Genomic DNA, 19,138 nt, shown 5'->3' with positions numbered 1-19,138 from the left:
GGTGGCGGGGCTCGTCACATTCTCTTGTTCGGGCTTGCCCCAGATTCGTCCTGATCTGCCTGCAGGTGATGCGAGCTTTCGAACCACGTTCCACAAAAAGATGTATCTATATGGTAATGCTCGCAATAAATGCATCCGCCAATTAAAAAAATATCAGCAATTCGGTTGTAACCATTGCTGCCGGTCAAATTGACATTTGCCAATTACTTACGGCCTTTCGTACACGACGAGTTACTATGAAGAAGAGAGCATCGATTGCCTCGCTTATTCCAGATTCCCAGGATATCTATCGGAAGATCGTGTTCGAAATTGCCGATGGCATTGTCGGGATAGACAGTCACGGCACCATTCGTCTTTGCAACCCTGCGGCGGAAACCATTTTCGGCTGGCAGACCGGCGAGCTTGTCGGCAAGCCGCTGGAACTGTTGCTGCCGGAGCGGATACACAGTTTTCACCAGCGCCTCGTCAGCGATTTCCAGTCGGGCGAGACCGATACGCGGCGCATGGGGCAGAGAAGTGCGACGATCGTCGGTCGCCGGCGTGATGGAAGCGAAGTCAATCTCGGCATCACGATCCTGAGGACCTCGGCGGCGGGCGCGCCGCTTCTGGTTGCCGTCATCCGCGATATTTCCGACCATGTGCGCTATCAGAACGACCTGAAGCGACTGGCCGAAACGGACAGCCTGACGGGCCTGCTCAACCGCCGGGCCTTTCGCTCCAGCGTGCTGCAAAGTTTTGCCGGCCAGATGGAAGGCTGTCGTTCGATGGCGATCTTCGATCTCGACGACTTCAAGGGCGTCAACGACCGGTTCGGGCATGATGCCGGCGACGAGGTGATTTCGCGCTTCTCCGATATCCTGAGCAGTTCGATTCGCGGCGCCGATATCGCCGGGCGATGGGGTGGCGAGGAATTCGTGCTGTTCCTGCCGAACCCGGCGGGCGCTGCCGCTATTGCGATCGTCGAGCGCATCCGCGCCAATTTCGCCAATGCCGGCTTCGATTGGCAAGGCTGCCTTCCGGTGCATTTCACCGTCAGTGCCGGGCTTGCCACCGCTTCGCCGACCAATTGCGATTTCGCCGATATGATCGCAACCTCCGACCGTGCGCTCTACGAAGCCAAGCGCGGTGGCCGTGACCGGCTGGTGGCCATCAGGATGCCGGCCGAGCCGCTGGTTCACGACGTGTTCTGAGCGGTGAAGCAGGTGCGGCGTCGGCATGCCTGCCGGATAGTCCCGGCCCGATAACAAGATCTTGCCTTGGAGGACGGTCGGCTTCGTACCATGTTGCCTGGCATCATCATTCGAGGTCCTTCCGATGTCCCTTCCCGCCAGCAATGAGCATATCGGCCGGTTTTCCACCGGTGCCCAATCCTATGACCGCTTTCGGCCGCGCTATCCGAAAGCGCTGGTCGAGGCGCTTGCCGTGCCGATCGGGGAGGTGTCATCGCGGATGTCAGATGCCCGCCTCTTCGACGTGGGCAGCGGCAGCGGCATATTTTCCCGCCAGTTGCGCGCTTTCCTTCCGGCAACGATTGCCATTACCGGCATCGAGCCGTCTGCCGACATGCGCGAGACGGCGATCGGGCAGGCCGATGGTCCGGGCCTGGATTTCGTCGACGGAAGGGCCGAAATCCTGCCGGCCGCGGATGGCGAAATCGTAGCGGTGACGGCGGCCACCGCCGCCCACTGGTTCGACCGCGAGGTCTTCTATCGCGAGGCGCAGCGGGTGCTCGTGCCGGGCGGCGTGCTGGCGATCGTCGAATATGTGCGCGATGTCGAAGGCTCGCCCGCCGCCCGCGCGGTGATGGATTTTCTCAATACGGAAGGGGAGGCCCGCAAGGGCGGCCGGCCGGACTATCTGGCGGAGCTTTCCGCGCTCGACGGTTTTACCGGTGCGGCGCGGATTTCCGAGGCGTCGATCCTGCCCTTGTCGTCGGAGGATTTCGTCGGGCTTGCGCTCTCGTCTTCCTATGCCAAGCCCGCCGTCGAGCGGATGGGGCGGTCGGGGGCCGAGGTCGCGCTGCGCGACATCGGCAGGTTGCTTGCCGATACCGATGGCAATATCCCGTTCGGCTACCTGTTCCAGGCCTTCATGGTGCGACGCAAGGGCTGAAGCGCGCTCAACCCGTGACGGCAAAGGCCGGCGAGAAGGCCAGTCTGCCCTGCGGCGGGTGGCCCGACAGGGCGAGGCGCTGGACATAGGCATCCGGCACGCCCGCATAGGTCAGGGCGCCGTCGCTGTCGAAACCGGAACTGCGATAGATGGCCGGATCGCCGATGAGCGCGCAGCCCTTGGCACCGAGCACCTTCAGCCGGTGGATGCCTTCGCGGATCATCGCCCGGCCGATGCCGCGCTTCTGTCTGTCGGCCCTGACCGAGATCGGGCCGAGGCCGAACCAGTCATCGTAATGGCCGTCGATCGTGACCGGCGAGAAGGCGACATGGCCGACGATCTCGCCATCCTCCTCGGCAACCAGCGACAGGGTGAGATCGCCGCCTTGCCTCAATGCACGGATGATCGCGCCCTCGGTCTTCGAACTGTAGGCCATCGGGGCAAAGGCGGCCTGGGTGAGGTGGTGGATGGCGTCCTCATCGCCGGGGTGTTCGGGGCGGATGGTGATGGGCATGGGGTCCTCCTGAATTGTAGCTGCCGCCATTGCGCTTAGGTGTCGGCGCGGCTGAGCCATAAAGTCCCCCTCTGGCCTGCCGGCCATCTCCCCCACAAGGGGGGAGAGGACTCGCGGCAACCGCTCGGCCTAAAGCGTGTCGCCGTTAACCGGATTCAGGATTCCAGTTTGGCTTGAAGTATGATTCACTTTGCCCACGGAAGGAGAAGCACCATGGGCAAGCCGCATCCGATCGAGTTGCGTGAGCGTGTTGTTGCGTTTGTGAATGAGGGTCATAGTAACCGTGAAGCCGCTCGGCATTTCCGGGTTTCGCCTCGGTTCGTCAACAACATGGTGATCCTGCATCGGTTATCCGGCTCTCTGATCGCCGCCAAGCAGGGGCACCCGCCTGGTGGTGCGAAGCTCTTGGCGCATGGTGATTGGGTCCGCGAGCGGATGTCGGCCCACGGCGAAACGACGTTGGATGAACTGTGCGTTGCGCTTGCCGAGCGCGGCATCGAGGTTCACCGCGCCACGGTCGGGCGGTTTTTGCACCGGCTCGGGCTCAGCAATAAAAAAAAGCCTCAAGGCAAGCGAGCAGCGCAGGCCGGAGATCGCCAAGGCGCGTGACCTGTGGATCAACCGTCGAAGGCGGTTCTTCAACAAAGCCTTGTCACGGCTCATTTTTATCGACGAGACATCCACGAATACGCGCCTGACAAAACGCACCGGATGGTCTGCCAAAGGCAGTCGCTTTGCCGCCTATGCTCCGTTCGGGAAATGGAGGACGCAGACCTTCATTGCCGGACTGCGCTGCCATGGCCTGACCGCACCGTGGATCGTCGACGCTCCGATGAACAGCCGCATCTTCGAAACATGGATTGAGACACAGCTTGTGCCGACACTGTCGCCCGGCGACGTCGTCATCCTCGATAATGTCGGCTTCCACAAAAGCGAACGAGCGGAACAGTTGATCAAGGCGGAAGGCGCATGGCTTCTATTCCTGCCGCCTTATTCGCCAGACCTGAACCCCATCGAAATGGCATTCTCAAAACTCAAGGCACTCCTGCGAAAGCGAGCGGCACGAAGCTTCGATGCAATTGCCAATGCTCTCGGTGACATCATCAGCCTCTTCTCCGTCACAGAATGCATAAACTTCTTCAAGGCAGCAGGATACGAGGCTGAATAAATGCGACACGCTTTAAGATTGGTTTCGGCAGTCCGGCTGGGTTAAAGCCCTCCCCCTTGTGGGGGTCCGAAGGACGGGCGAGACTCGCGGCTCGCCCCGGACGGTTGGGAGGGGTCTTATGGCTTCCCCTCTTCGCTGGCCGTTATTCGGCTTCCCCCTCCTGGTCACATCCCCTTCAGTCTCTCCACCGCCATCAGCACCCGTTCCGGCGTTGCCGGTGCGTCGAGCCGCGGGCAGATGGCGTAGTCGGCGACGCTTGCGACGGCCATGGAGATCGCTTCCAGAACCGAGATCGCCAGCATGAAGGGCGGTTCGCCGACGGCCTTGGAGCGGCCGATGGTCGGTTCGGCATTTTCCGACCATTCGGCCAGTTTGACGTTGAAGATCCTTGGCCGGTCGGAGGCGAGCGGGATCTTGTAGGTGGAGGGCGCGTGGGTGCGAAGGCGGCCCTTGGCATCCCACCAGAGTTCCTCGGTGGTCAGCCAGCCCATGCCCTGGACGAAGCCACCCTCGATCTGGCCGATATCGAGGATCGGATTGAGCGATTTTCCGACATCGTGGAGGATATCGGTGCGGTCGACCATGTATTCGCCGGTCAGCGTGTCGATCGAGACTTCGGAGACGGCGGCGCCATAGGCGAAATAATAGAAGGGATGGCCGCGGCCGGCGGCACGATCCCAATGGATTTTCGGCGTCTTGTAGAAGCCTGCGGCCGAGAGCTGGACGCGGTCGTAATAGGCGGCCTTGATGAAGGTGTCGAAGGGGACGATCTCGCCGCCGATCTTCACCCGGTTGGGCAGGAACTCGATCCTGTCGCGATTGACCTGCCACTGGCGGGCGGCAAAATCGATCAGCCGCTCCTTGATCTGGCGGCAGGCGTCATAGGCGGCCATGCCGTTCAGGTCCGAGCCGGAGGAGGCGGCGGTGGCCGAGGTGTTCGGCACTTTGCCGGTGGTCGTTGCGGTGATCTTCACCCGGTCGATATCGACCTGGAAGCAATCGGCCACGACCTGCGCCACCTTGGTATAGAGGCCCTGGCCCATTTCGGTGCCGCCATGGTTCAGGTGGATCGAGCCGTCATTGTAGATATGGACGAGCGCGCCGGCCTGGTTATAGGCGGTCATGGTGAAGGATATGCCGAATTTCACCGGCGTCAGCGCGATGCCCTTACGGATGACCGGGCTCGACTGGTTGAATTCTATGATCGCCTGTCGCCGCGCCTGATAGTCGGACGAGGTTTCCAGCTCGTCGACGATGCGGGCGATGACGTTGTCCTGGACTTCCTGATGATAAGGCGTGACGGTGCGGTTCGATCCGCGCTGGCCGTAGAAGTTCAGCTTGCGGATTTCCAGCGGGTCCTTGCCGACGGCGTAGGCGATATCCTCGATGATGCGCTCGCCACCGAGCATGCCCTGCGGGCCGCCGAAGCCGCGGAAGGCGGTGTTGGAGACGGTGTGGGTCTTGAGCGGCTGCGAGGTCAGCTTCACATGCGGATAGAAATAGCTCGAATCCGCGTGGAAGAGGGCGCGGTCGGTGACCGGGCCGGACAAGTCTGCTGAATAGCCGCAGCGTGCGGCAAAGATCGCGTCCACCGCATGGATCCTGCCGCCCTCGTCGAAGGCGACGTCGTAATCGACGCGAAAATCGTGGCGCTTGCCGGTGATTGACATGTCTTCGTCGCGGTCGGGCCTGAACTTGACCGCGCGCTTCAGTTTCTTCGCAGCCACAGCGGCAAGGGCTGCGAACTGGTTGCCCTGGGTCTCCTTGCCGCCGAAGCCGCCGCCCATGCGCCGCGTCCTCACCTCGACGGCATGGTTGGAGCAGCCGAGCACATGCGCCACCATATGCTGCACCTCGCTCGGATGCTGGGTGGAGGACCAGATGGTGACGTCTTCGTCCTCGCCGGGAACGGCCAGCGCGATATGGCTTTCGAGATAGAAATGTTCCTGGCCGCCGATCGTCATCGAGGCCTGGATTCGGAGCGGCGGTTTTTCGATCTCGGTTTCCGGCTCGCCGCGGCGCAGCGTCATCGGCTCGGTGACGAAGGCTGAGCCGTTTTCTCGCGCGCCATCGATATCGGTCCAGTGGGGCAGGTCGCGATATTCGATCTTCGCCAGTCTCGCGGCCCGGCGGGCCTGATCGCGGGTCTCGGCAAAGACGGCAAAGATCGGCTGGCCGTGGAACTCTACGAGATCGGTTGCGAGCAACGGCTCGTCATGCTTGCCGGTCGAGGCGACGTCGTTTGCACCGGGAATATCGTCGGCCGTCATCACCCAGACGACGCCTTCGGCGGCGCGCACTTCGTCGAGATCGACGGAGAGGATTTCCGCATGCGCCCGGTCGGAGAGGCCGAGGCCGCCATGCAGGGTGCCGATCGGTTCTGGGATATCGTCGATATATTCGGCTTGCCCGGTGACATGCTTATGGGCTGAATCATGTTTCAGCGAGACATGCATCGGGCCATCGATGACGGGCTTGGTGTCGAAGGATGTCTTGTCCATCAGAGGAGGCCTCCAGCGGTCGTCGTTGAAAAGACCCCTTTCGGTTCATCCCGACGAAGGCCCCTCCCAAACCCTCCCCACAAGGGGGAGGGCTTAACCCAGCCGCGCCCGCTGTGCTTCCAATTTGGGGCACGAGTTCGCCGCAAGTCCTCTCCCCCCTTGTGGGGGAGATGGCCGGCAGGCCAGAGGGGGACTTGCGGCACTCTGTAAACGGACAGGGCCGGCAGGCCAGAGGTGGACTTTTCGATAGCGCTCATCATCACACCTCCTCCATCTCGGCAGTATCCCGCTCGAAGCGCTGCAACTGCGCCTCCGCTCCGGCCGTTTCCAGGAAGAAGCGGGTGAGCAGGTTTTTCGCCGTCAGGCTGCGGTATTCGGCGGTCGCGCGCCAGTCGGTGAGCGGCTGGTAATCCTCGTCGAAGAGATCGCGCACGGCGGAGATGGTGCTCCAGGTCCAGGGTTTGCCGGTCAGCATGTCCTCGACATGGGTGGCACGTTTCGGCGTGGCGGCCATGCCGCCGAAGGCGATGCGGATCTCGCCGACCAGTCCATCGGCATCGATCTTCAGATTGAAGGCGCCGCAGAGCGCCGAAATATCCTCGTCGCGGCGTTTCGATATCTTGTAGACGGCGAAGTGACTGTCATCGTCCGGGCGCGGCACGAAAATCTTCTCGACGAATTCGCCGGCCATGCGGTCCTGCTTGCCATAGGCGAGAAAGTAGCTTTCGAGCGGGATGGTGCGGCGGCCGGAATGGGAGCGCAGCGTCAATTGAGAACCGAGCGCGATCAGTGGCGGCGGCGTGTCTCCGATCGGCGAGCCATTGGCGATATTGCCTCCGATCGTGCCCATGTTGCGCACCTGCTGGCCGCCGATGCGGTCGAGCAACTGGCCAAGGGCCGGGATGACCGCATCGAAATAGCCATGGGCATCGGCATAGGTGACGCCGGCGCCGATGGTGATGCCGGTCTCATCGATCGTGACGGCCTGCAATTCGGCAAGATGGCCGATGAAGATGACCGGATCGAGCCGGCGCATCTGCTTCGTCACCCACAGGCCGACATCGGTGGCGCCGGCGACGATGACGGCGTCCGGTTCGGCCGCTAGGGCTTCGGCAAAGGCTTCGAGGGTGGCCGGCACGATGGTGCGGCCGCCCTCGGCCTCGACGATGATCGTGTCCGTCTGCGAGCGGATCGACCAGAGCTTGGCCATGATTTCGGTGCGGTCGCGTTCGAGCGGGTCGAAGAGCGAACTCGGGCGGTTCTCGGCAACCTTTTCGGCCGCCTTGACGATCGGCTCATAGCCTGTGCAGCGACAGAGATTGCCCTGCAGCGCGCTTTCGATCTCGGCGCGGTTCGGGTTCTCGTTGGAAAGCCACAGGCCGTAGAGCGACATGACGAAGCCCGGCGTGCAGAAGCCGCATTGCGAGCCGTGACAGTCGACCATGGCCTGCTGTACCGGATGCAACTCGCCGTCCCTTTCCGCCAGATGTTCGACGGTGACGACATGGGTTCCGTGCAGCGATCCGATCAGCCGGATACAGGCATTGACGCTTTCGTAGCGAAGGCCCTGTTCGGTGAGGCGCCCGATGAGCACCGTGCAGGCGCCGCAATCGCCTTCCGCGCATCCTTCCTTCGTCCCCGTCAGCCGTCGCTTGAGACGGAGATAATCGAGAAGCGTATCGGTGGAGGCAAAATCTCCAAGCATGACGTCTTCCCCGTTGAGGATGAAGCGGATGGCTGAACTCATATGTCTCCTTCGTCCGCCGTTGCCGGCTTTTGATCCAGAATCACCCGGTTGCCATCTTTGGCTGTACGCGGGGCAAAGTAGTCTACCCTCATTCCTGTGCTTGTCACAGGAATCCAGCAGCGTCGCGTCTGCGGCGCAAAAGAGTCTTTTCACGCGAAGGACTTCGCGTGACTGGATTCCTGTGACAAGCACAGGAATGAGGGAGCAGCTTACTGCGCCGTCCAGCCGCCGTCGATGGAGATATGCGTGCCGGTGATGCTGCGGGCGGCGTCGCTTGCCAGATAGATGGCAGCCTCTGCCACTTCCTCGACGGCGACGAATTCCTTGGTGGCCTGCAGCCTCAGCAGAACCTCATCCTTCACCTCTGCCTCGCTGATGCCCTTTTCACGCGCCTGGTCGGGGATCTGCTTTTCGACCAAAGGGGTCAGCACGAAGCCGGGGCAGATGGCATTGACGGTGATGGCGTCGCGCGCAAGCTCGAGTGCGGCGGTCTTGGTCAGGCCCATGATGCCGTGCTTGGCGGCGACATAGGCAGACTTGAAGGGCGAGGCGACGAGGCCATGGGCGGAGGCGATGTTGATGATGCGGCCCTTGCCCTGCGATTTCATCAGCGGGATCGCATGGCGCATCGTGTGGAAGGCCGAGGACAGCAGGATGGCGATCAGCTGGTCCCATTTTTCCGGTGGAAATTCCTCGATCTTCGCCACATGCTGGATGCCGGCATTGTTGATGAGAACATCGACGCCGCCGAAACGGTCGCGGGCGGTCAGGATCATGTGCTCGATATCGATCGGCTTCGTCATGTCGGCGGGGTGATAGAGGATCGTGCCCGAGCCTTGCGCATCGAGCGAGGCGCGGATCGCCTCGATTTCGTCCCTGTCACCAAAGCCGTTGATGATGACATTGTCGCCAGAGGCGGCGAAGGCTCTGGCAATGCCGAGCCCAATGCCGCTGGTGGATCCGGTGATGACGACGGACCTGCTCATGCAATTCCTCCCGCTTGTTCTGCCTGTCGCAACATTCGCTGCAGACGAGGCCTTCTCCATGGCCGCGTCAACGCGAGGTTAGCCGCAAGGTTGCGTGGCTGGCAATCGGGGTTCTGCGGGGGATTTTTTGCGGCCGGGTTCTGCCGCATGTGATGCCGATAGCCGGCGGGCAATCGGTCAGTTAGGGCGGTCAGTTGGGGGAAGGGCGGGTCTGCGAGGGGACAGGGCGGGCGGTCGAGACATCGATCATATCGTCATTGCCATCCCGCCCGGTGTCGTTTTCGGCGGCGCGACGAACGCAGTTGCGGCCGGCGCGCTTGGCTTCATAGAGGGCGAAATCGGCGCGCAGCAGCAGATCGGAAAGGCGGTCACCTGGACCTGCAGCGCAGATGCCGAAGCTTGCCGTCATGCGGCCCTGGCGAAGCGGCGGCACGGTGGTCGCGGCCAATGCCTTGCGCAGCCGTTCGGCGATCGCCTGGGCTTCGTCGAGCGAGGTGCGCGGCAGCATCACGCAGAATTCCTCGCCGCCGATGCGGGCCGCCAGATCATAGGGCCGGAGGCAGGTGCGGACGATTTCGCCGGTGGCGACGAGAACGCGGTCGCCCGTCTCGTGGCCGTGGCCGTCATTGATGCCCTTGAAGCGATCGAGGTCGAGGACCAGAACGGAGACCGTTTCGCCCTGCCGCTCGGCGCGCGCCAGTTCTTCCGCGGCGCGCTCGCTCAGCCAGCGTCGGTTGCCGAGCCCCGTCATCGGATCGGTCATCGCCTGGTGGCGGAGCTTCGCCATCAGGCTTTCCGTTTCCGCCACCATGCCGGTGACGGTCGTGGCCAGAAGGCCGATCTCGTCTTTTCTGCCGATCGTCATGCGTACCGGCGTGCCGTTGGCCCGGTAGAGCTTGATTGCCTGCGCCAGCTGACTGAGCGGGCGGATCATCCACCAGAGGCTCATCAGGCAGATGCCGGTGCCGGCCACCGTTGCGACTAGCAACAGGAGCAGGATCGGCTGCGGTTGGGCTGCATAGCCGCCGGCCAGGTAGACGATGAAGACGATAAGCGGCACATGCACACAGAGAAAGCAGATCGCAAATACCTTGATGGTCAATGAAGTCTGGACCATGCGGGTCAGTTTCGCAGACATCGGAATCATTCCGAGTTTCCTCCGTTGAACATGTGACGCGGGGCGGAAGCTAGAAACCATCCGTTAAAGGTCAAGTTAATCGAATCGCTAAAATGCGACCATTCACAGAGACTTCCCGTTCGTGACATTTGATCGGAATTTCTGTAATCGAAACAAACTGATGAACAGGATTGACGGGCAGCGCGGCTGCGGCTCAAACAGTCGCAGGGAAATCGCCCGCAGGGAGGCATTCTTGGCTGGCTATATTCTGGCGATCGACCAGGGAACGACGTCCACCCGCGCCATCATCTTCGACGCGGACAAGCGGATCGTGGGGATGGGGCAGCGGGAGTTTCCACAGATTTTCCCGCAATCGGGATGGGTGGAACACGATCCGGAGGACATCTGGCAAAGCGTGCTGTGGACCGTCGAGCGGGCGCTGTCGGAGGCGCGGATTGCGATCGGCGCGATTACGGCGATCGGTATCACCAACCAGCGGGAGACCGTCGTGGTGTGGGACCGCGAGACGGGAAAGCCGGTCCACAATGCCATCGTCTGGCAGGACCGCCGCACCGCGAAGCTGTGCGACAGGCTGAAGAGGGAGGGGCTTGAAAAGCTGTTCACCGCCCGGACCGGACTGCTGCTCGATCCCTATTTTTCCGGCACGAAACTCTCCTGGGTGCTTTCCAATGTCAAAGGGGCGAGGGCGCTGGCGGCGAAGGGGCGGCTCTGCTTCGGCACGGTCGATACATTCCTGATCTTCCGGCTGACCGGTGGGCGGACATTCGCGACCGATGCGACCAATGCCTCGCGGACGCTGATCTACGATATTTCCCGCAACCGCTGGGACGAGGAGCTTCTCGACATCCTCGGCATCCCGGCGGCGATGCTGCCGCAGGTGAAGGATTGTGCCGACGATTTCGGCGTGACCGACAAAGCGGTTTTCGGCGCCGAGATCCCGATCCTCGGCGTTGCCGGCGACCAGCAGGCGGCGACGATCGGGCAGGCGTGTTTTTCGCCCGGCATGGTGAAATCCACCTATGGCACCGGCTGTTTTGCCGTGCTGAATACCGGCGGCGATCTGGTGCGGTCGAAGAACCGGCTTCTCTCGACCATCGCCTATCGGCTCGATGGCAAGACCACCTATGCGCTGGAAGGTTCGATCTTCATTGCCGGTGCTGCGGTGCAATGGCTGCGCGACGGGCTGGGGGTGATCGACAGTGCCGGCCAGAGCGGCGATCTGGCGGAGGATGCAGATGCGAGCGCCGAGATCGGCGCGGGACAGGACGTCTATCTGGTGCCGGCGTTTACCGGGCTCGGTGCGCCCTATTGGGATGCCAAGGCGCGCGGGGCGATCTATGGCCTGACGCGTTCGACCGGCCCGGCGGAATTTGCCCGCGCCGCGCTGGAATCGGTCTGCTACCAGACGGCCGACCTGCTTGCGGCAATGACGAAGGACTGGCGCCGGCATGACAAAGCTGGCTGTGAGGGGCGCACGGTGCTGCGGGTCGATGGCGGGATGGCGGCATCCGACTGGACCATGCAACGGCTTGCCGACCTCATCGACGCGCCGGTCGACCGGCCGCATATCCAGGAGACGACGGCGCTCGGCGCCGCTTGGCTGGCGGGGTCGCGGGTGGGGCTGTGGCCCGACGGGCAGGCGTTTGCCGCGGACTGGGTCAGCGACCGGCGCTTCGAGCCGAAGATGGAAGCCCGGATGCGCAAGGCAAAAATCCGCGGCTGGCGCGATGCGGTGCGCCGCACACTTTCCTGATGCATATCGTCAGCTTTTCCACACTCATGGTTTGACCCGGCGGGCGGGGGTGGGGTATGCCCGTCTGGTGCAGCCGGTGCCATGGTACCGGACGGCGATCATGAGAGGGAAGTGCATGCCTTTTATCCAGCGGATCATTGCACTCGTGTTTGTCGTTGGTGCGATGTCGATGGCCAGCCGCACGGCGGAAGCAGGCTATGCGCATTTCATCTATGACGCGCAGAGCGGCAAGGTTCTGGCGGCGGAAAATTCCGACGAGCTCAACCATCCGGCGTCGCTGACCAAGATGATGACGCTCTACCTCACCTTCGAGGCGTTGCATAACGGCAGGCTGCACTGGGACGACGAGATCGTCATGACCGCCAATGCCGCGTCGAAAATTCCCTTCAAGCTCGGCGTTCAGGCAGGCAAGACGATCACGGTGCGCGAGGCCGTCTATGCGATGGCGATCCGCTCGGCAAACGATGCCGCCGCCGCCATGGGCGACCGTCTCGGCGGCACGGAAGACCAGTTCGGCGTGATGATGACCAACAAGGCGCATCAGCTCGGCATGAACAGCACCGTGTTCAGGAATGCGTCCGGACTGCCGGACGATGCGCAGGTGACGACTGCGCGCGACCTTGCGGTGCTGGCCCTGTCGCTGATCCGGGATTACCCGGAGGAATACAAGATCTTTTCCGAGCGATCCTTCGTCTTCAGGGGACGCAGGATCCGCGGCCATAACAACCTGATGTACCGCTATCCCGGCATGGATGGCATCAAGACGGGCTTCGTCAACGCATCGGGCTTCAATATCGCCAGCGCCGTCAATGTCGACGGGCGCCGCATCATCGGCGTGATGATGGGCGGCAAGTCGGCCCGCCAGCGTGACGACCAGATGGCAGCGCTGCTCGATCAGTTCGTTCCCGGCAGGCAGGTGGCTCCGGCGCCGGTGATTGCAGCGGTCACTGCCAAGGAAAAGGCCCAGGACAAAGTCAGAGACAAGCGCCCAGCGGCAGGTAGCGCTGCGGCTGCGACCGAGACGCTGGCTGCGGGGTCGCGCAAGCAGATCACCCTCGGCATGCCGGCGCGTGCGGCAAGCGTCACCCCCTATGCGGAACCATCGAAGACCGAGACGGCCGAAAGTCTGGCGAGTGCTGCGGCAGGGCCTGTGGCAAGCGTTGCCCGGAAGGGCGAGCCGCTCTGGGATATCCAGATCGCCGCGGCCGGCAGCAAGGCCGCCGCTTCGGGCGCGATCGACACCGCCATGCCGCTCATGGCCGATTTCGGCCAGATCGCCTCGAATGTCCAAAGCTCGCAATCGGGCGGCAAGCAAGTGTTTCGGGCTAGGCTTGCCGGCTTTGCCGACCGCGATGCTGCAACGCGGGCCTGCGCGTTGCTCAAGGCACGGTCGATCGACTGCTTCGTCGTGCGCTGAAACCTTGCGATCACTGCACAGGCGGCAATTTTTACCGCCGTGGCGGCGTAAAACCTGTGCCGGGACAGTATAACGCGCCGGCGCTTTGCGGCTGCGCTGCGGGATTTCTGTGAATTTGTGAACTTTTCCTGGAATCGCTAAAATGCAATGGTCATAATTCAGTAACTTTTGACCGCTGGCGTCTATCCGGTGATCACCCAACGTATTGTCGTTGCGGCTTTGCGGGAGCACAGGAATGAATCCGGTTGCAATACTTGGCGCTGGTCTTGCCGGTCTGACGGCAGCACGTGAACTGAAGAAACGCGGTATCGACGTCATCGTGTTCGAGGCCGCCAAGTCGATCGGAGGCATGGCCGGGTCCTTCAAGGATGCCGAGGGCTTTTCCTACGACATGGGCGCCCATTTCGTCAGCAACCGCCTGGCAGAGGCGCTTGGCGCCGCAGACAGCTGCCTGACCGTCCATCACTATGGCGAAGCGGTTCGCGTCAACGACCGCACCTATGGATATCCGTTCGGCCTGTTGAGGTCGCCGCGTTTCGTCGGCAGCGCCGTTGCCGCACAGCTGCGCCCGACGCCGATCCACTCGGCTGCCGACTGGTTCCGTCAGACCTATGGCGACGAACTGGCCCGCAAGGTTGCCATTCCGCTGGCGGAAGCCTGGTCGGGTGCCGACGCTTGCGAGCTTGCGCCTTCCGTCGGCGAGAAGATGCGCGGCGGCATGCTGAAGTCGATGTATCTGAAGGCTGCGGCAAAGGTGACCAACAAGGCCGTCTGCATCGGTTATTCGCACGAGATGCCCGAGCATGCCAAGCTCTACCACGTCTATCCCGAGGGCGGCATCGCGGCGCTCCTGGAGCCGACAGCCCGCATGGTGGGCGACAGCGTGCGGCTGAGCTCGCCGGTCGAGAAGATCATCGTTGAGGGCGAGCGTGTCGTCGGTGTCAGGGTGAAGGGCGAAACAATCGCCGTGTCGGCCGCCATCAGCACCGCGCCGGTCAATATCCTGCCGAAGCTGATCGACGGGTCCTCGCGTCTCGACCACATGGCCGAGTTCCGTTACCGGCCGATGATCTTCGTCAACCTGAAATTCGAAGGCCGCGGCCTGCTGCCCGACACGATGCTGTGGGTGCCTGACCGGACGAAGCCGTTCTTCCGCGCGGCGGAAGCGCCGATCTCGATGCCCTGGCTTGCGCCGTCCGGCAAGACGCTGATCACCTTCGACATCGGCTGCCAGATCGGTGATCGCTACTGGGAAATGTCGGACCAGGAACTGGCCGCGGCATGTCTCGACGGCATTGCCGAGATCTATCCGAACCTGCGCCAGCGGTGCCTGGGACTGGGCGGTGTCGTGCGCACGCCGATCGCCTATCCGGTCTATCTCAACCGCTATGAGCAGGCGCGCGCCGATTTTGCCCGCTCGACCGGGATCGACGGGCTCTACAGCATCGGCCGCAACGGCGAATTCGCCCATATCCTGATGGAGGATATCTACTGGCGGACGCTCAGGCAGATGGAACGTGTCGCCGGCTATGTCGCCGACATGCCGCCACCGCTCAAGATGGCGGCCTGAGGCCCGACAACCGTGATCAGTCTATCCGCTCCTGCGGGTAGACGCCCCAGAGTGCAGCCTGGGCGACGTAGCCGCCGAGATCCTGCGTCTGCAGCGAGACATCACACCATGACCCGTCGCAATGCTTCAGGTAGAGGCGGACCTTCGGTGCGAGTTCTGCCGCAATGCCGGAGGTTCTCGACGGGGAATAATGAAGCGGCACCGGCTTTTTATACCAGGGCCCGACGACCGCCGTGCGCTGGCCAGACAGAAGCGGCGCAAGCATCCAGCCGGTGACGCCGTCCTGATCGCGCACCTGACGCCAGTTGCCGTATTCCTCGATGATTTCCATCGGCAGGCCGCGGGCCGAGTAGACCCATTTGGTCGCGTAGTCCATCGACGGGCCGACGCGCATATAGGCCTTGTTCGACTTGATCGACACGAAGCGCGGGATGGGAAACCCGGTCGAGCGGCCTCGGCGGATGCCGGAGGACGGGCCCGTGATGGGGCTTGCCCCGCTTGCCGTGGCATCCGGGGTGATGTCGGCAGCTTTCAGTGGGGCAAAGGGCGGCAGCCCCGCCAGCATGGCAAGGACGGATACGGTAAGGCTGCGCCTCAACTTAATGCGTGTCATTTCCGCTGCCGGCTCCGATCGCCCCTGACCTTGGCACCGACGATCGCATCGGACGCCGTTTGCGCCATATTCTCCGGCCTGTGCGTCAGCGGCACTTGTGCACGGCCTGCAGCGCGGCGGTGACGCCGCTCAGCGAGTAGGAATAGCTGGTATGGGTGCCACGCTTGGAAGTGGCCTTCAGCGTCATCTTGCTGCCGCCGCGCATGGCGTTGACGACGGCGGGCTCGCGGCCCTGATCCTTGACCCAGGCGGCATTGTCGCGCGGGACGAAATCGAATTCGTCATTGTCGACGGCGACTTCCACGTCGGATCCCGGCTTGAGGTCGTAACCCATGATCGCCTGCGGCATGAGGGAAGAGCCCTGCGGCGAGATCAGGAAGTAGTTGTCGCCATGATCGACACTGGCCGGCAGGGAGGTGACCGGGACGGATAGCGCATAGCAGCTGGTCTTGCCGTCATCGTTATAGGAATAGACGCCCCAGGCATCGAACTGCTTGACCCGGGTCGGCTGGGCGGCGGTGGCCGTAGCGACGGACAAGAGGGTGAGGGCGAGTGCAAGGGCTGCAGATTTGGTGTGCATGTTGTCTCCACAAAAACACGAACAGACCCGGGAGATGGGCCTTCTAAGCTGAGCGGCCATTCAAGGTCGCGACGGTTAGCGAGAGGTTAATTTATGTGTCATTTCGATGGTGCCGCAGTCACAATGGAGTGAGGTCAATGTGTGTGGAATTCCGTAATTCATTGTTATCGTTGGATAACAACCGGGAGACGGAATGCGGCGACAAACTCTATGCGTGCGCCGTTACGATACATTGCGCGACGCAAACCGAAACCTCGCGATGAACCGCAGCCGAAAGCCGCCCATCGAAAACGGTCGTCGCGGAGGGGATGCGTTGGTTGGAGGCGGGCTATTTTCGGCCTTCGGCAAGCTGGCCTTACACCGTCTCGGCTCCCCCCGATTTCCATCAGGGGAGCCGAGGACTTCTTGACCGGTGCTGCCGGTTGTCAGGCTGGCCGTTTGGGGATTTCCAGGCCACGCTGCACGGCGTGGCGGGACAGGCCGCGCGCCAGCCATGCCGGCACGTTCTGCAGCTCTTCATAGGCGATCAGTTCGCCAGCTCCATAGAAGCCGACAAGGTTGCGCACCCAGCCGAGCATGGAAATATCGGCGATCGTATAGTCGTCGCCCATGATCCACTGGCGGCCCTGAAGGCGGGTTTCGAGCACGCGGATCAGGCGAGCGCTTTCCTTGACGTAACGGTCGCGCGGGCGCTTGTCCTCGATGTCCTTGCCGGCGAACTTATGGAAGAAGCCGAGCTGGCCGAACATCGGGCCGATGCCGCCCATCTGGAACATCACCCACTGGATGGTCTCGTAGCGTGCCGCCGGATCGGCGGGCAGGAACATGCCCGTCTTTTCCGCGAGATAGATGAGGATCGCGCCCGACTCGAACAGCGCCAGCGGTTTGTTTTCGGGGCCGTTCGGATCGAGGATCGCGGGAATCTTGCCGTTCGGGTTGAGCGAGAGGAATTCCGGTCCCCAGGTCTCGTCGGCGCCGATATTGATGAAATGCGGCTCATAGGCGAGGCCGGTCTCTTCCAGCATGATCGACACTTTCACGCCGTTCGGCGTCGGGGTCGAATAGAGCTGCAGGACGGTATCATCCTTCGGCGGCCATTTGGTGGTGATGGGGAAGGCGGAGAGATCGGTCATCGGGCAGTTTCCTGAATGTTTATGCTGCCTTTCTACCTAGGCCGGGTGTGCCTTCCGGAAAAGAGGAGATTTCATGCTGCGTTCTGTCGGCTGAGCCGTTAGTTTTTCGTCTTCAGCGGAGAAGGAGAGACAGATGCTCTATGCGATCCTGTGTTATGCCGACGAGGAAACGGTGTTTGCCTGGTCGAAGGAGGAGGAGAAGGCGGTGATGGACCGGCTTCTTGCGGTTCAGGAGCCGCTTATGAGCGCCGGCCGGCTCGGGCCTGTCGGGCGGCTGATGCCGACGACGGCGGCGACCACCGTGCGCAAGGGAAAATCCGTCGCCGGCAGGGAGGAGCCGCTGGTGCTCGACGGTCCGTTTGCCGAGACGAAGGAAGTGCTGCTCGGTTTCTATACCGCCGAGTTCGACAGTCTCGATGCGGCGGTGGCGTTTTCCAAGGAGCTTTCGGTCGCAAATCCGGGTTCGACCTCCTACGAGATCAGACCGTTCTATGTTTTTCATCCCGGCCGGATGGGAGACGACAAGATCGACGAGGGCGGTTCCTGATGAGCGATCTCGCCCATATCGAGCTTCAGCTGACGGCGGCGCGACCGAAGGCGCTCGGTGCGCTCTATCGCTATTTTCGGGATCTCGACATGGCCGAGGAGGCGTTTCAGGAGGCTTGCCTGAGGGCGATCCGGACATGGCCGGACAAGGGGCCGCCGCGCGATCCTGCCGCCTGGCTGATCCTTGTCGCCCGCAACAGCGGCGTCGACGAGATCCGCAAACGGGCCAGGAATGCGCCGCTGCCGGAAGAGGCCGCCTTTTCCGATCTCTCCGACGCCGAAGAGGATATCGCCGAGCGGCTCGACAACGGGCATTACCGCGACGACATCCTGCGGCTGATGTTCATCTGCTGCCATCCGGACCTGCCGAACACCCAGCAGATCGCGCTGGCGCTGAGGATCATCAGCGGCTTGTCGGTCGGGCAGATCGCCCGTGCCTTTCTCGTTTCTGAAAGCGCGATGGAGCAGCGGATTACCCGCGCCAAGGCCCGCATCGCCAAGGCGCAGGCCTGCCGGATCGAGGAGGGCGATCCGGCGATTGCCTTCGAGGCGCCGGATGCGCAGGAGAGGGCCGGACGGCTTACGACGGTCGCGGCGATGATCTATCTCGTGTTCAACGAAGGCTATTCCGCCGGTATCAATAACCCGGACGGTGCCGCCTTCTGCGACGAGGCGATCCGGCTCTGCCGGCTGTTGATGCGCCTCTTTCCATCCGAGCCGGAGGTGATGGGGCTTGCGGCACTGATGCTGTTGCAGCACGCGCGCTCGGCGGCGCGTTTCGATGGCAACGGCGAGATCGTGCTTCTGGAGGATCAGGATCGTGGTCTCTGGGACAGGCAGCTGATTGCCGAGGCGCTTGCCATGCTCGACAAGGCGATCCGCCACCGAAAGCCCGGCCCCTACCAGGTACAGGCGGCGATTGCGGCACTGCATGCCCGTGCCGGCGCGGCCGGACAGACCGATTGGGGCGAGATCTCGCTGCTCTACGAGCTTCTGGAAAGGCTATCGCCATCACCCGTGGTGACGCTCAACAGGGCGGTGGCGCTGTCGAAGCTCAAGGGTGCGGATGCTGCGCTGGAGCTTGTGGCGCCGCTCGGTGCAGCACTCGACAGCTATTTCTATTTTCACGGCGTGCGCGGCGGGCTGCTGATGCAGGCCGGGCGGCAGGCCGAGGCGAGGCAGGCCTTCGACCGGGCGATCGCGCTTGCCAACTCGCCGGCAGAGGCGGCGCATATCAGGATGCAGATCGACCGGCTGGGTGGATGTGAATGATTGTGGGACGGGTGGTGAGAAAAAGGAGCCAGGCCCTGTCGGCCTGCCGCTTCTTCATTCGTCCTCGGTTCATCATCGGATGCGATGC

General features: G+C 62.6%; 16 protein-coding genes. 8 read left to right on the top strand and 8 right to left on the bottom strand.

What is annotated here, in order from left to right; genetic code table 11:
- Nucleotides 1-236 precede the first annotated feature (236 nt).
- On the top strand, nucleotides 237-1,190 hold the full coding sequence (locus tag NCHU2750_RS12410; protein ID WP_119940779.1) for a GGDEF domain-containing protein: 954 nt from the start codon (nucleotides 237-239) through the stop codon (nucleotides 1,188-1,190).
- Nucleotides 1,191-1,314: 124 nt separating this feature from the next.
- Nucleotides 1,315-2,112: a class I SAM-dependent methyltransferase gene (locus NCHU2750_RS12405; RefSeq protein ID WP_119940778.1), complete on the top strand. Its 798-nt coding sequence runs from the start codon at nucleotides 1,315-1,317 to the stop codon at nucleotides 2,110-2,112.
- Nucleotides 2,113-2,119: 7 nt separating this feature from the next.
- Here NCHU2750_RS12405 and NCHU2750_RS12400 read toward each other — a convergent pair whose 3' ends face one another.
- Nucleotides 2,120-2,626, bottom strand: a complete 507-nt coding sequence (locus NCHU2750_RS12400) for a GNAT family N-acetyltransferase (protein ID WP_502703789.1) — start codon at nucleotides 2,624-2,626, stop codon at nucleotides 2,120-2,122.
- Nucleotides 2,627-2,839: 213 nt separating this feature from the next.
- Between NCHU2750_RS12400 and NCHU2750_RS12395 the strand changes: the two genes are divergently transcribed.
- Nucleotides 2,840-3,794, top strand: a protein-coding gene (locus NCHU2750_RS12395; protein WP_119939269.1) for an IS630 family transposase whose coding sequence is annotated in 2 segments (ribosomal slippage) — nucleotides 2,840-3,175 and nucleotides 3,177-3,794 — 954 coding nt in all. Because the reading frame shifts where the segments join, the coding sequence is not laid out codon by codon here.
- A 164-nt stretch (nucleotides 3,795-3,958) separates the two neighbouring features.
- Here NCHU2750_RS12395 and xdhB read toward each other — a convergent pair.
- The 4 genes from xdhB to NCHU2750_RS12370 all read right to left on the bottom strand — a co-directional run bounded on the left by xdhB (nucleotide 3,959) and on the right by NCHU2750_RS12370 (nucleotide 10,175).
- The gene (xdhB, locus tag NCHU2750_RS12390; RefSeq protein ID WP_119940777.1) at nucleotides 3,959-6,295 is read right to left on the bottom strand and encodes a xanthine dehydrogenase molybdopterin binding subunit; all 2,337 of its coding nucleotides are present in this window, start codon (nucleotides 6,293-6,295) and stop codon (nucleotides 3,959-3,961) included.
- A 259-nt stretch (nucleotides 6,296-6,554) separates the two neighbouring features.
- Complete coding sequence (gene xdhA, locus NCHU2750_RS12380; protein WP_119940776.1) at nucleotides 6,555-8,042, bottom strand: xanthine dehydrogenase small subunit; 1,488 nt, start codon at nucleotides 8,040-8,042, stop codon at nucleotides 6,555-6,557.
- A 209-nt stretch (nucleotides 8,043-8,251) separates the two neighbouring features.
- Entirely contained in the window at nucleotides 8,252-9,028 is a 777-nt protein-coding gene (locus NCHU2750_RS12375) for a 3-hydroxybutyrate dehydrogenase (RefSeq protein ID WP_119940775.1), read from the bottom strand.
- Nucleotides 9,029-9,218: 190 nt separating this feature from the next.
- Complete coding sequence (locus NCHU2750_RS12370; RefSeq protein ID WP_162939608.1) at nucleotides 9,219-10,175, bottom strand: GGDEF domain-containing protein; 957 nt, start codon at nucleotides 10,173-10,175, stop codon at nucleotides 9,219-9,221.
- A gap of 223 nt (nucleotides 10,176-10,398) precedes the next feature.
- Between NCHU2750_RS12370 and glpK the strand changes: the two genes are divergently transcribed.
- The 3 genes from glpK to NCHU2750_RS12355 all read left to right on the top strand — a co-directional run bounded on the left by glpK (nucleotide 10,399) and on the right by NCHU2750_RS12355 (nucleotide 14,906).
- Complete coding sequence (glpK, locus tag NCHU2750_RS12365; protein WP_119943294.1) at nucleotides 10,399-11,919, top strand: glycerol kinase GlpK; 1,521 nt, start codon at nucleotides 10,399-10,401, stop codon at nucleotides 11,917-11,919.
- 115 nt (nucleotides 11,920-12,034) lie between these two features.
- Nucleotides 12,035-13,336, top strand: coding sequence for a D-alanyl-D-alanine carboxypeptidase (locus NCHU2750_RS12360; protein WP_119940773.1), 1,302 nt, complete (start codon nucleotides 12,035-12,037; stop codon nucleotides 13,334-13,336).
- 235 nt (nucleotides 13,337-13,571) lie between these two features.
- Nucleotides 13,572-14,906: a protoporphyrinogen/coproporphyrinogen oxidase gene (locus NCHU2750_RS12355; protein ID WP_119940772.1), complete on the top strand. Its 1,335-nt coding sequence runs from the start codon at nucleotides 13,572-13,574 to the stop codon at nucleotides 14,904-14,906.
- A gap of 16 nt (nucleotides 14,907-14,922) precedes the next feature.
- Here NCHU2750_RS12355 and NCHU2750_RS12350 read toward each other — a convergent pair whose 3' ends face one another.
- The 3 genes from NCHU2750_RS12350 to NCHU2750_RS12340 form a co-directional block, all read right to left on the bottom strand.
- A complete protein-coding gene (locus NCHU2750_RS12350) occupies nucleotides 14,923-15,519 on the bottom strand; it encodes an SH3 domain-containing protein (RefSeq protein WP_119940771.1) in 597 nt (198 codons plus the stop codon).
- Nucleotides 15,520-15,604: 85 nt separating this feature from the next.
- The gene (locus tag NCHU2750_RS12345; protein ID WP_119940770.1) at nucleotides 15,605-16,099 is read right to left on the bottom strand and encodes an invasion associated locus B family protein; all 495 of its coding nucleotides are present in this window, start codon (nucleotides 16,097-16,099) and stop codon (nucleotides 15,605-15,607) included.
- 425 nt (nucleotides 16,100-16,524) lie between these two features.
- Nucleotides 16,525-17,232 carry a glutathione S-transferase N-terminal domain-containing protein gene (locus NCHU2750_RS12340; protein WP_119940769.1) on the bottom strand — a complete coding sequence of 236 codons (708 nt, stop codon included), beginning with the start codon at nucleotides 17,230-17,232 and terminating at the stop codon, nucleotides 16,525-16,527.
- 133 nt (nucleotides 17,233-17,365) lie between these two features.
- On the opposite strand from NCHU2750_RS12340, the gene NCHU2750_RS12335 reads away from it, so the two are divergent.
- Complete coding sequence (locus NCHU2750_RS12335) at nucleotides 17,366-17,779, top strand: YciI family protein (protein ID WP_119940768.1); 414 nt, start codon at nucleotides 17,366-17,368, stop codon at nucleotides 17,777-17,779.
- Nucleotides 17,779-19,050, top strand: coding sequence for an RNA polymerase sigma factor (locus NCHU2750_RS12330; protein ID WP_119940767.1), 1,272 nt, complete (start codon nucleotides 17,779-17,781; stop codon nucleotides 19,048-19,050). Before NCHU2750_RS12335 ends, NCHU2750_RS12330 begins: the two co-directional genes overlap by 1 nt.
- Nucleotides 19,051-19,138 lie beyond the last annotated feature (88 nt).

Source organism: Neorhizobium sp. NCHU2750 (genome assembly GCF_003597675.1).
Classification (GTDB): Bacteria; Pseudomonadota; Alphaproteobacteria; order Rhizobiales; family Rhizobiaceae; genus Neorhizobium.
This window is presented reverse-complemented; position numbering and strand designations above follow the sequence as displayed.

What these genes read in the sequence shown, in the direction of transcription:
- NCHU2750_RS12400 (WP_502703789.1), bottom strand. Translation starts at nt 2,626, where the DNA reads ATGCCCATCACCATCCGCCCCGAACACCCCGGCGATGAGGACGCCATC.
- NCHU2750_RS12410 (WP_119940779.1), top strand. Translation starts at nt 237, where the DNA reads ATGAAGAAGAGAGCATCGATTGCCTCGCTTATTCCAGATTCCCAGGAT.
- NCHU2750_RS12355 (WP_119940772.1), top strand. Translation starts at nt 13,572, where the DNA reads ATGAATCCGGTTGCAATACTTGGCGCTGGTCTTGCCGGTCTGACGGCA.
- NCHU2750_RS12360 (WP_119940773.1), top strand. Translation starts at nt 12,035, where the DNA reads ATGCCTTTTATCCAGCGGATCATTGCACTCGTGTTTGTCGTTGGTGCG.
- NCHU2750_RS12375 (WP_119940775.1), bottom strand. Translation starts at nt 9,028, where the DNA reads ATGAGCAGGTCCGTCGTCATCACCGGATCCACCAGCGGCATTGGGCTC.
- NCHU2750_RS12330 (WP_119940767.1), top strand. Translation starts at nt 17,779, where the DNA reads ATGAGCGATCTCGCCCATATCGAGCTTCAGCTGACGGCGGCGCGACCG.
- NCHU2750_RS12335 (WP_119940768.1), top strand. Translation starts at nt 17,366, where the DNA reads ATGCTCTATGCGATCCTGTGTTATGCCGACGAGGAAACGGTGTTTGCC.
- NCHU2750_RS12405 (WP_119940778.1), top strand. Translation starts at nt 1,315, where the DNA reads ATGTCCCTTCCCGCCAGCAATGAGCATATCGGCCGGTTTTCCACCGGT.
- NCHU2750_RS12370 (WP_162939608.1), bottom strand. Translation starts at nt 10,175, where the DNA reads ATGATTCCGATGTCTGCGAAACTGACCCGCATGGTCCAGACTTCATTG.
- xdhA (WP_119940776.1), bottom strand. Translation starts at nt 8,042, where the DNA reads ATGAGTTCAGCCATCCGCTTCATCCTCAACGGGGAAGACGTCATGCTT.
- NCHU2750_RS12350 (WP_119940771.1), bottom strand. Translation starts at nt 15,519, where the DNA reads ATGACACGCATTAAGTTGAGGCGCAGCCTTACCGTATCCGTCCTTGCC.
- xdhB (WP_119940777.1), bottom strand. Translation starts at nt 6,295, where the DNA reads ATGGACAAGACATCCTTCGACACCAAGCCCGTCATCGATGGCCCGATG.
- NCHU2750_RS12340 (WP_119940769.1), bottom strand. Translation starts at nt 17,232, where the DNA reads ATGACCGATCTCTCCGCCTTCCCCATCACCACCAAATGGCCGCCGAAG.
- NCHU2750_RS12345 (WP_119940770.1), bottom strand. Translation starts at nt 16,099, where the DNA reads ATGCACACCAAATCTGCAGCCCTTGCACTCGCCCTCACCCTCTTGTCC.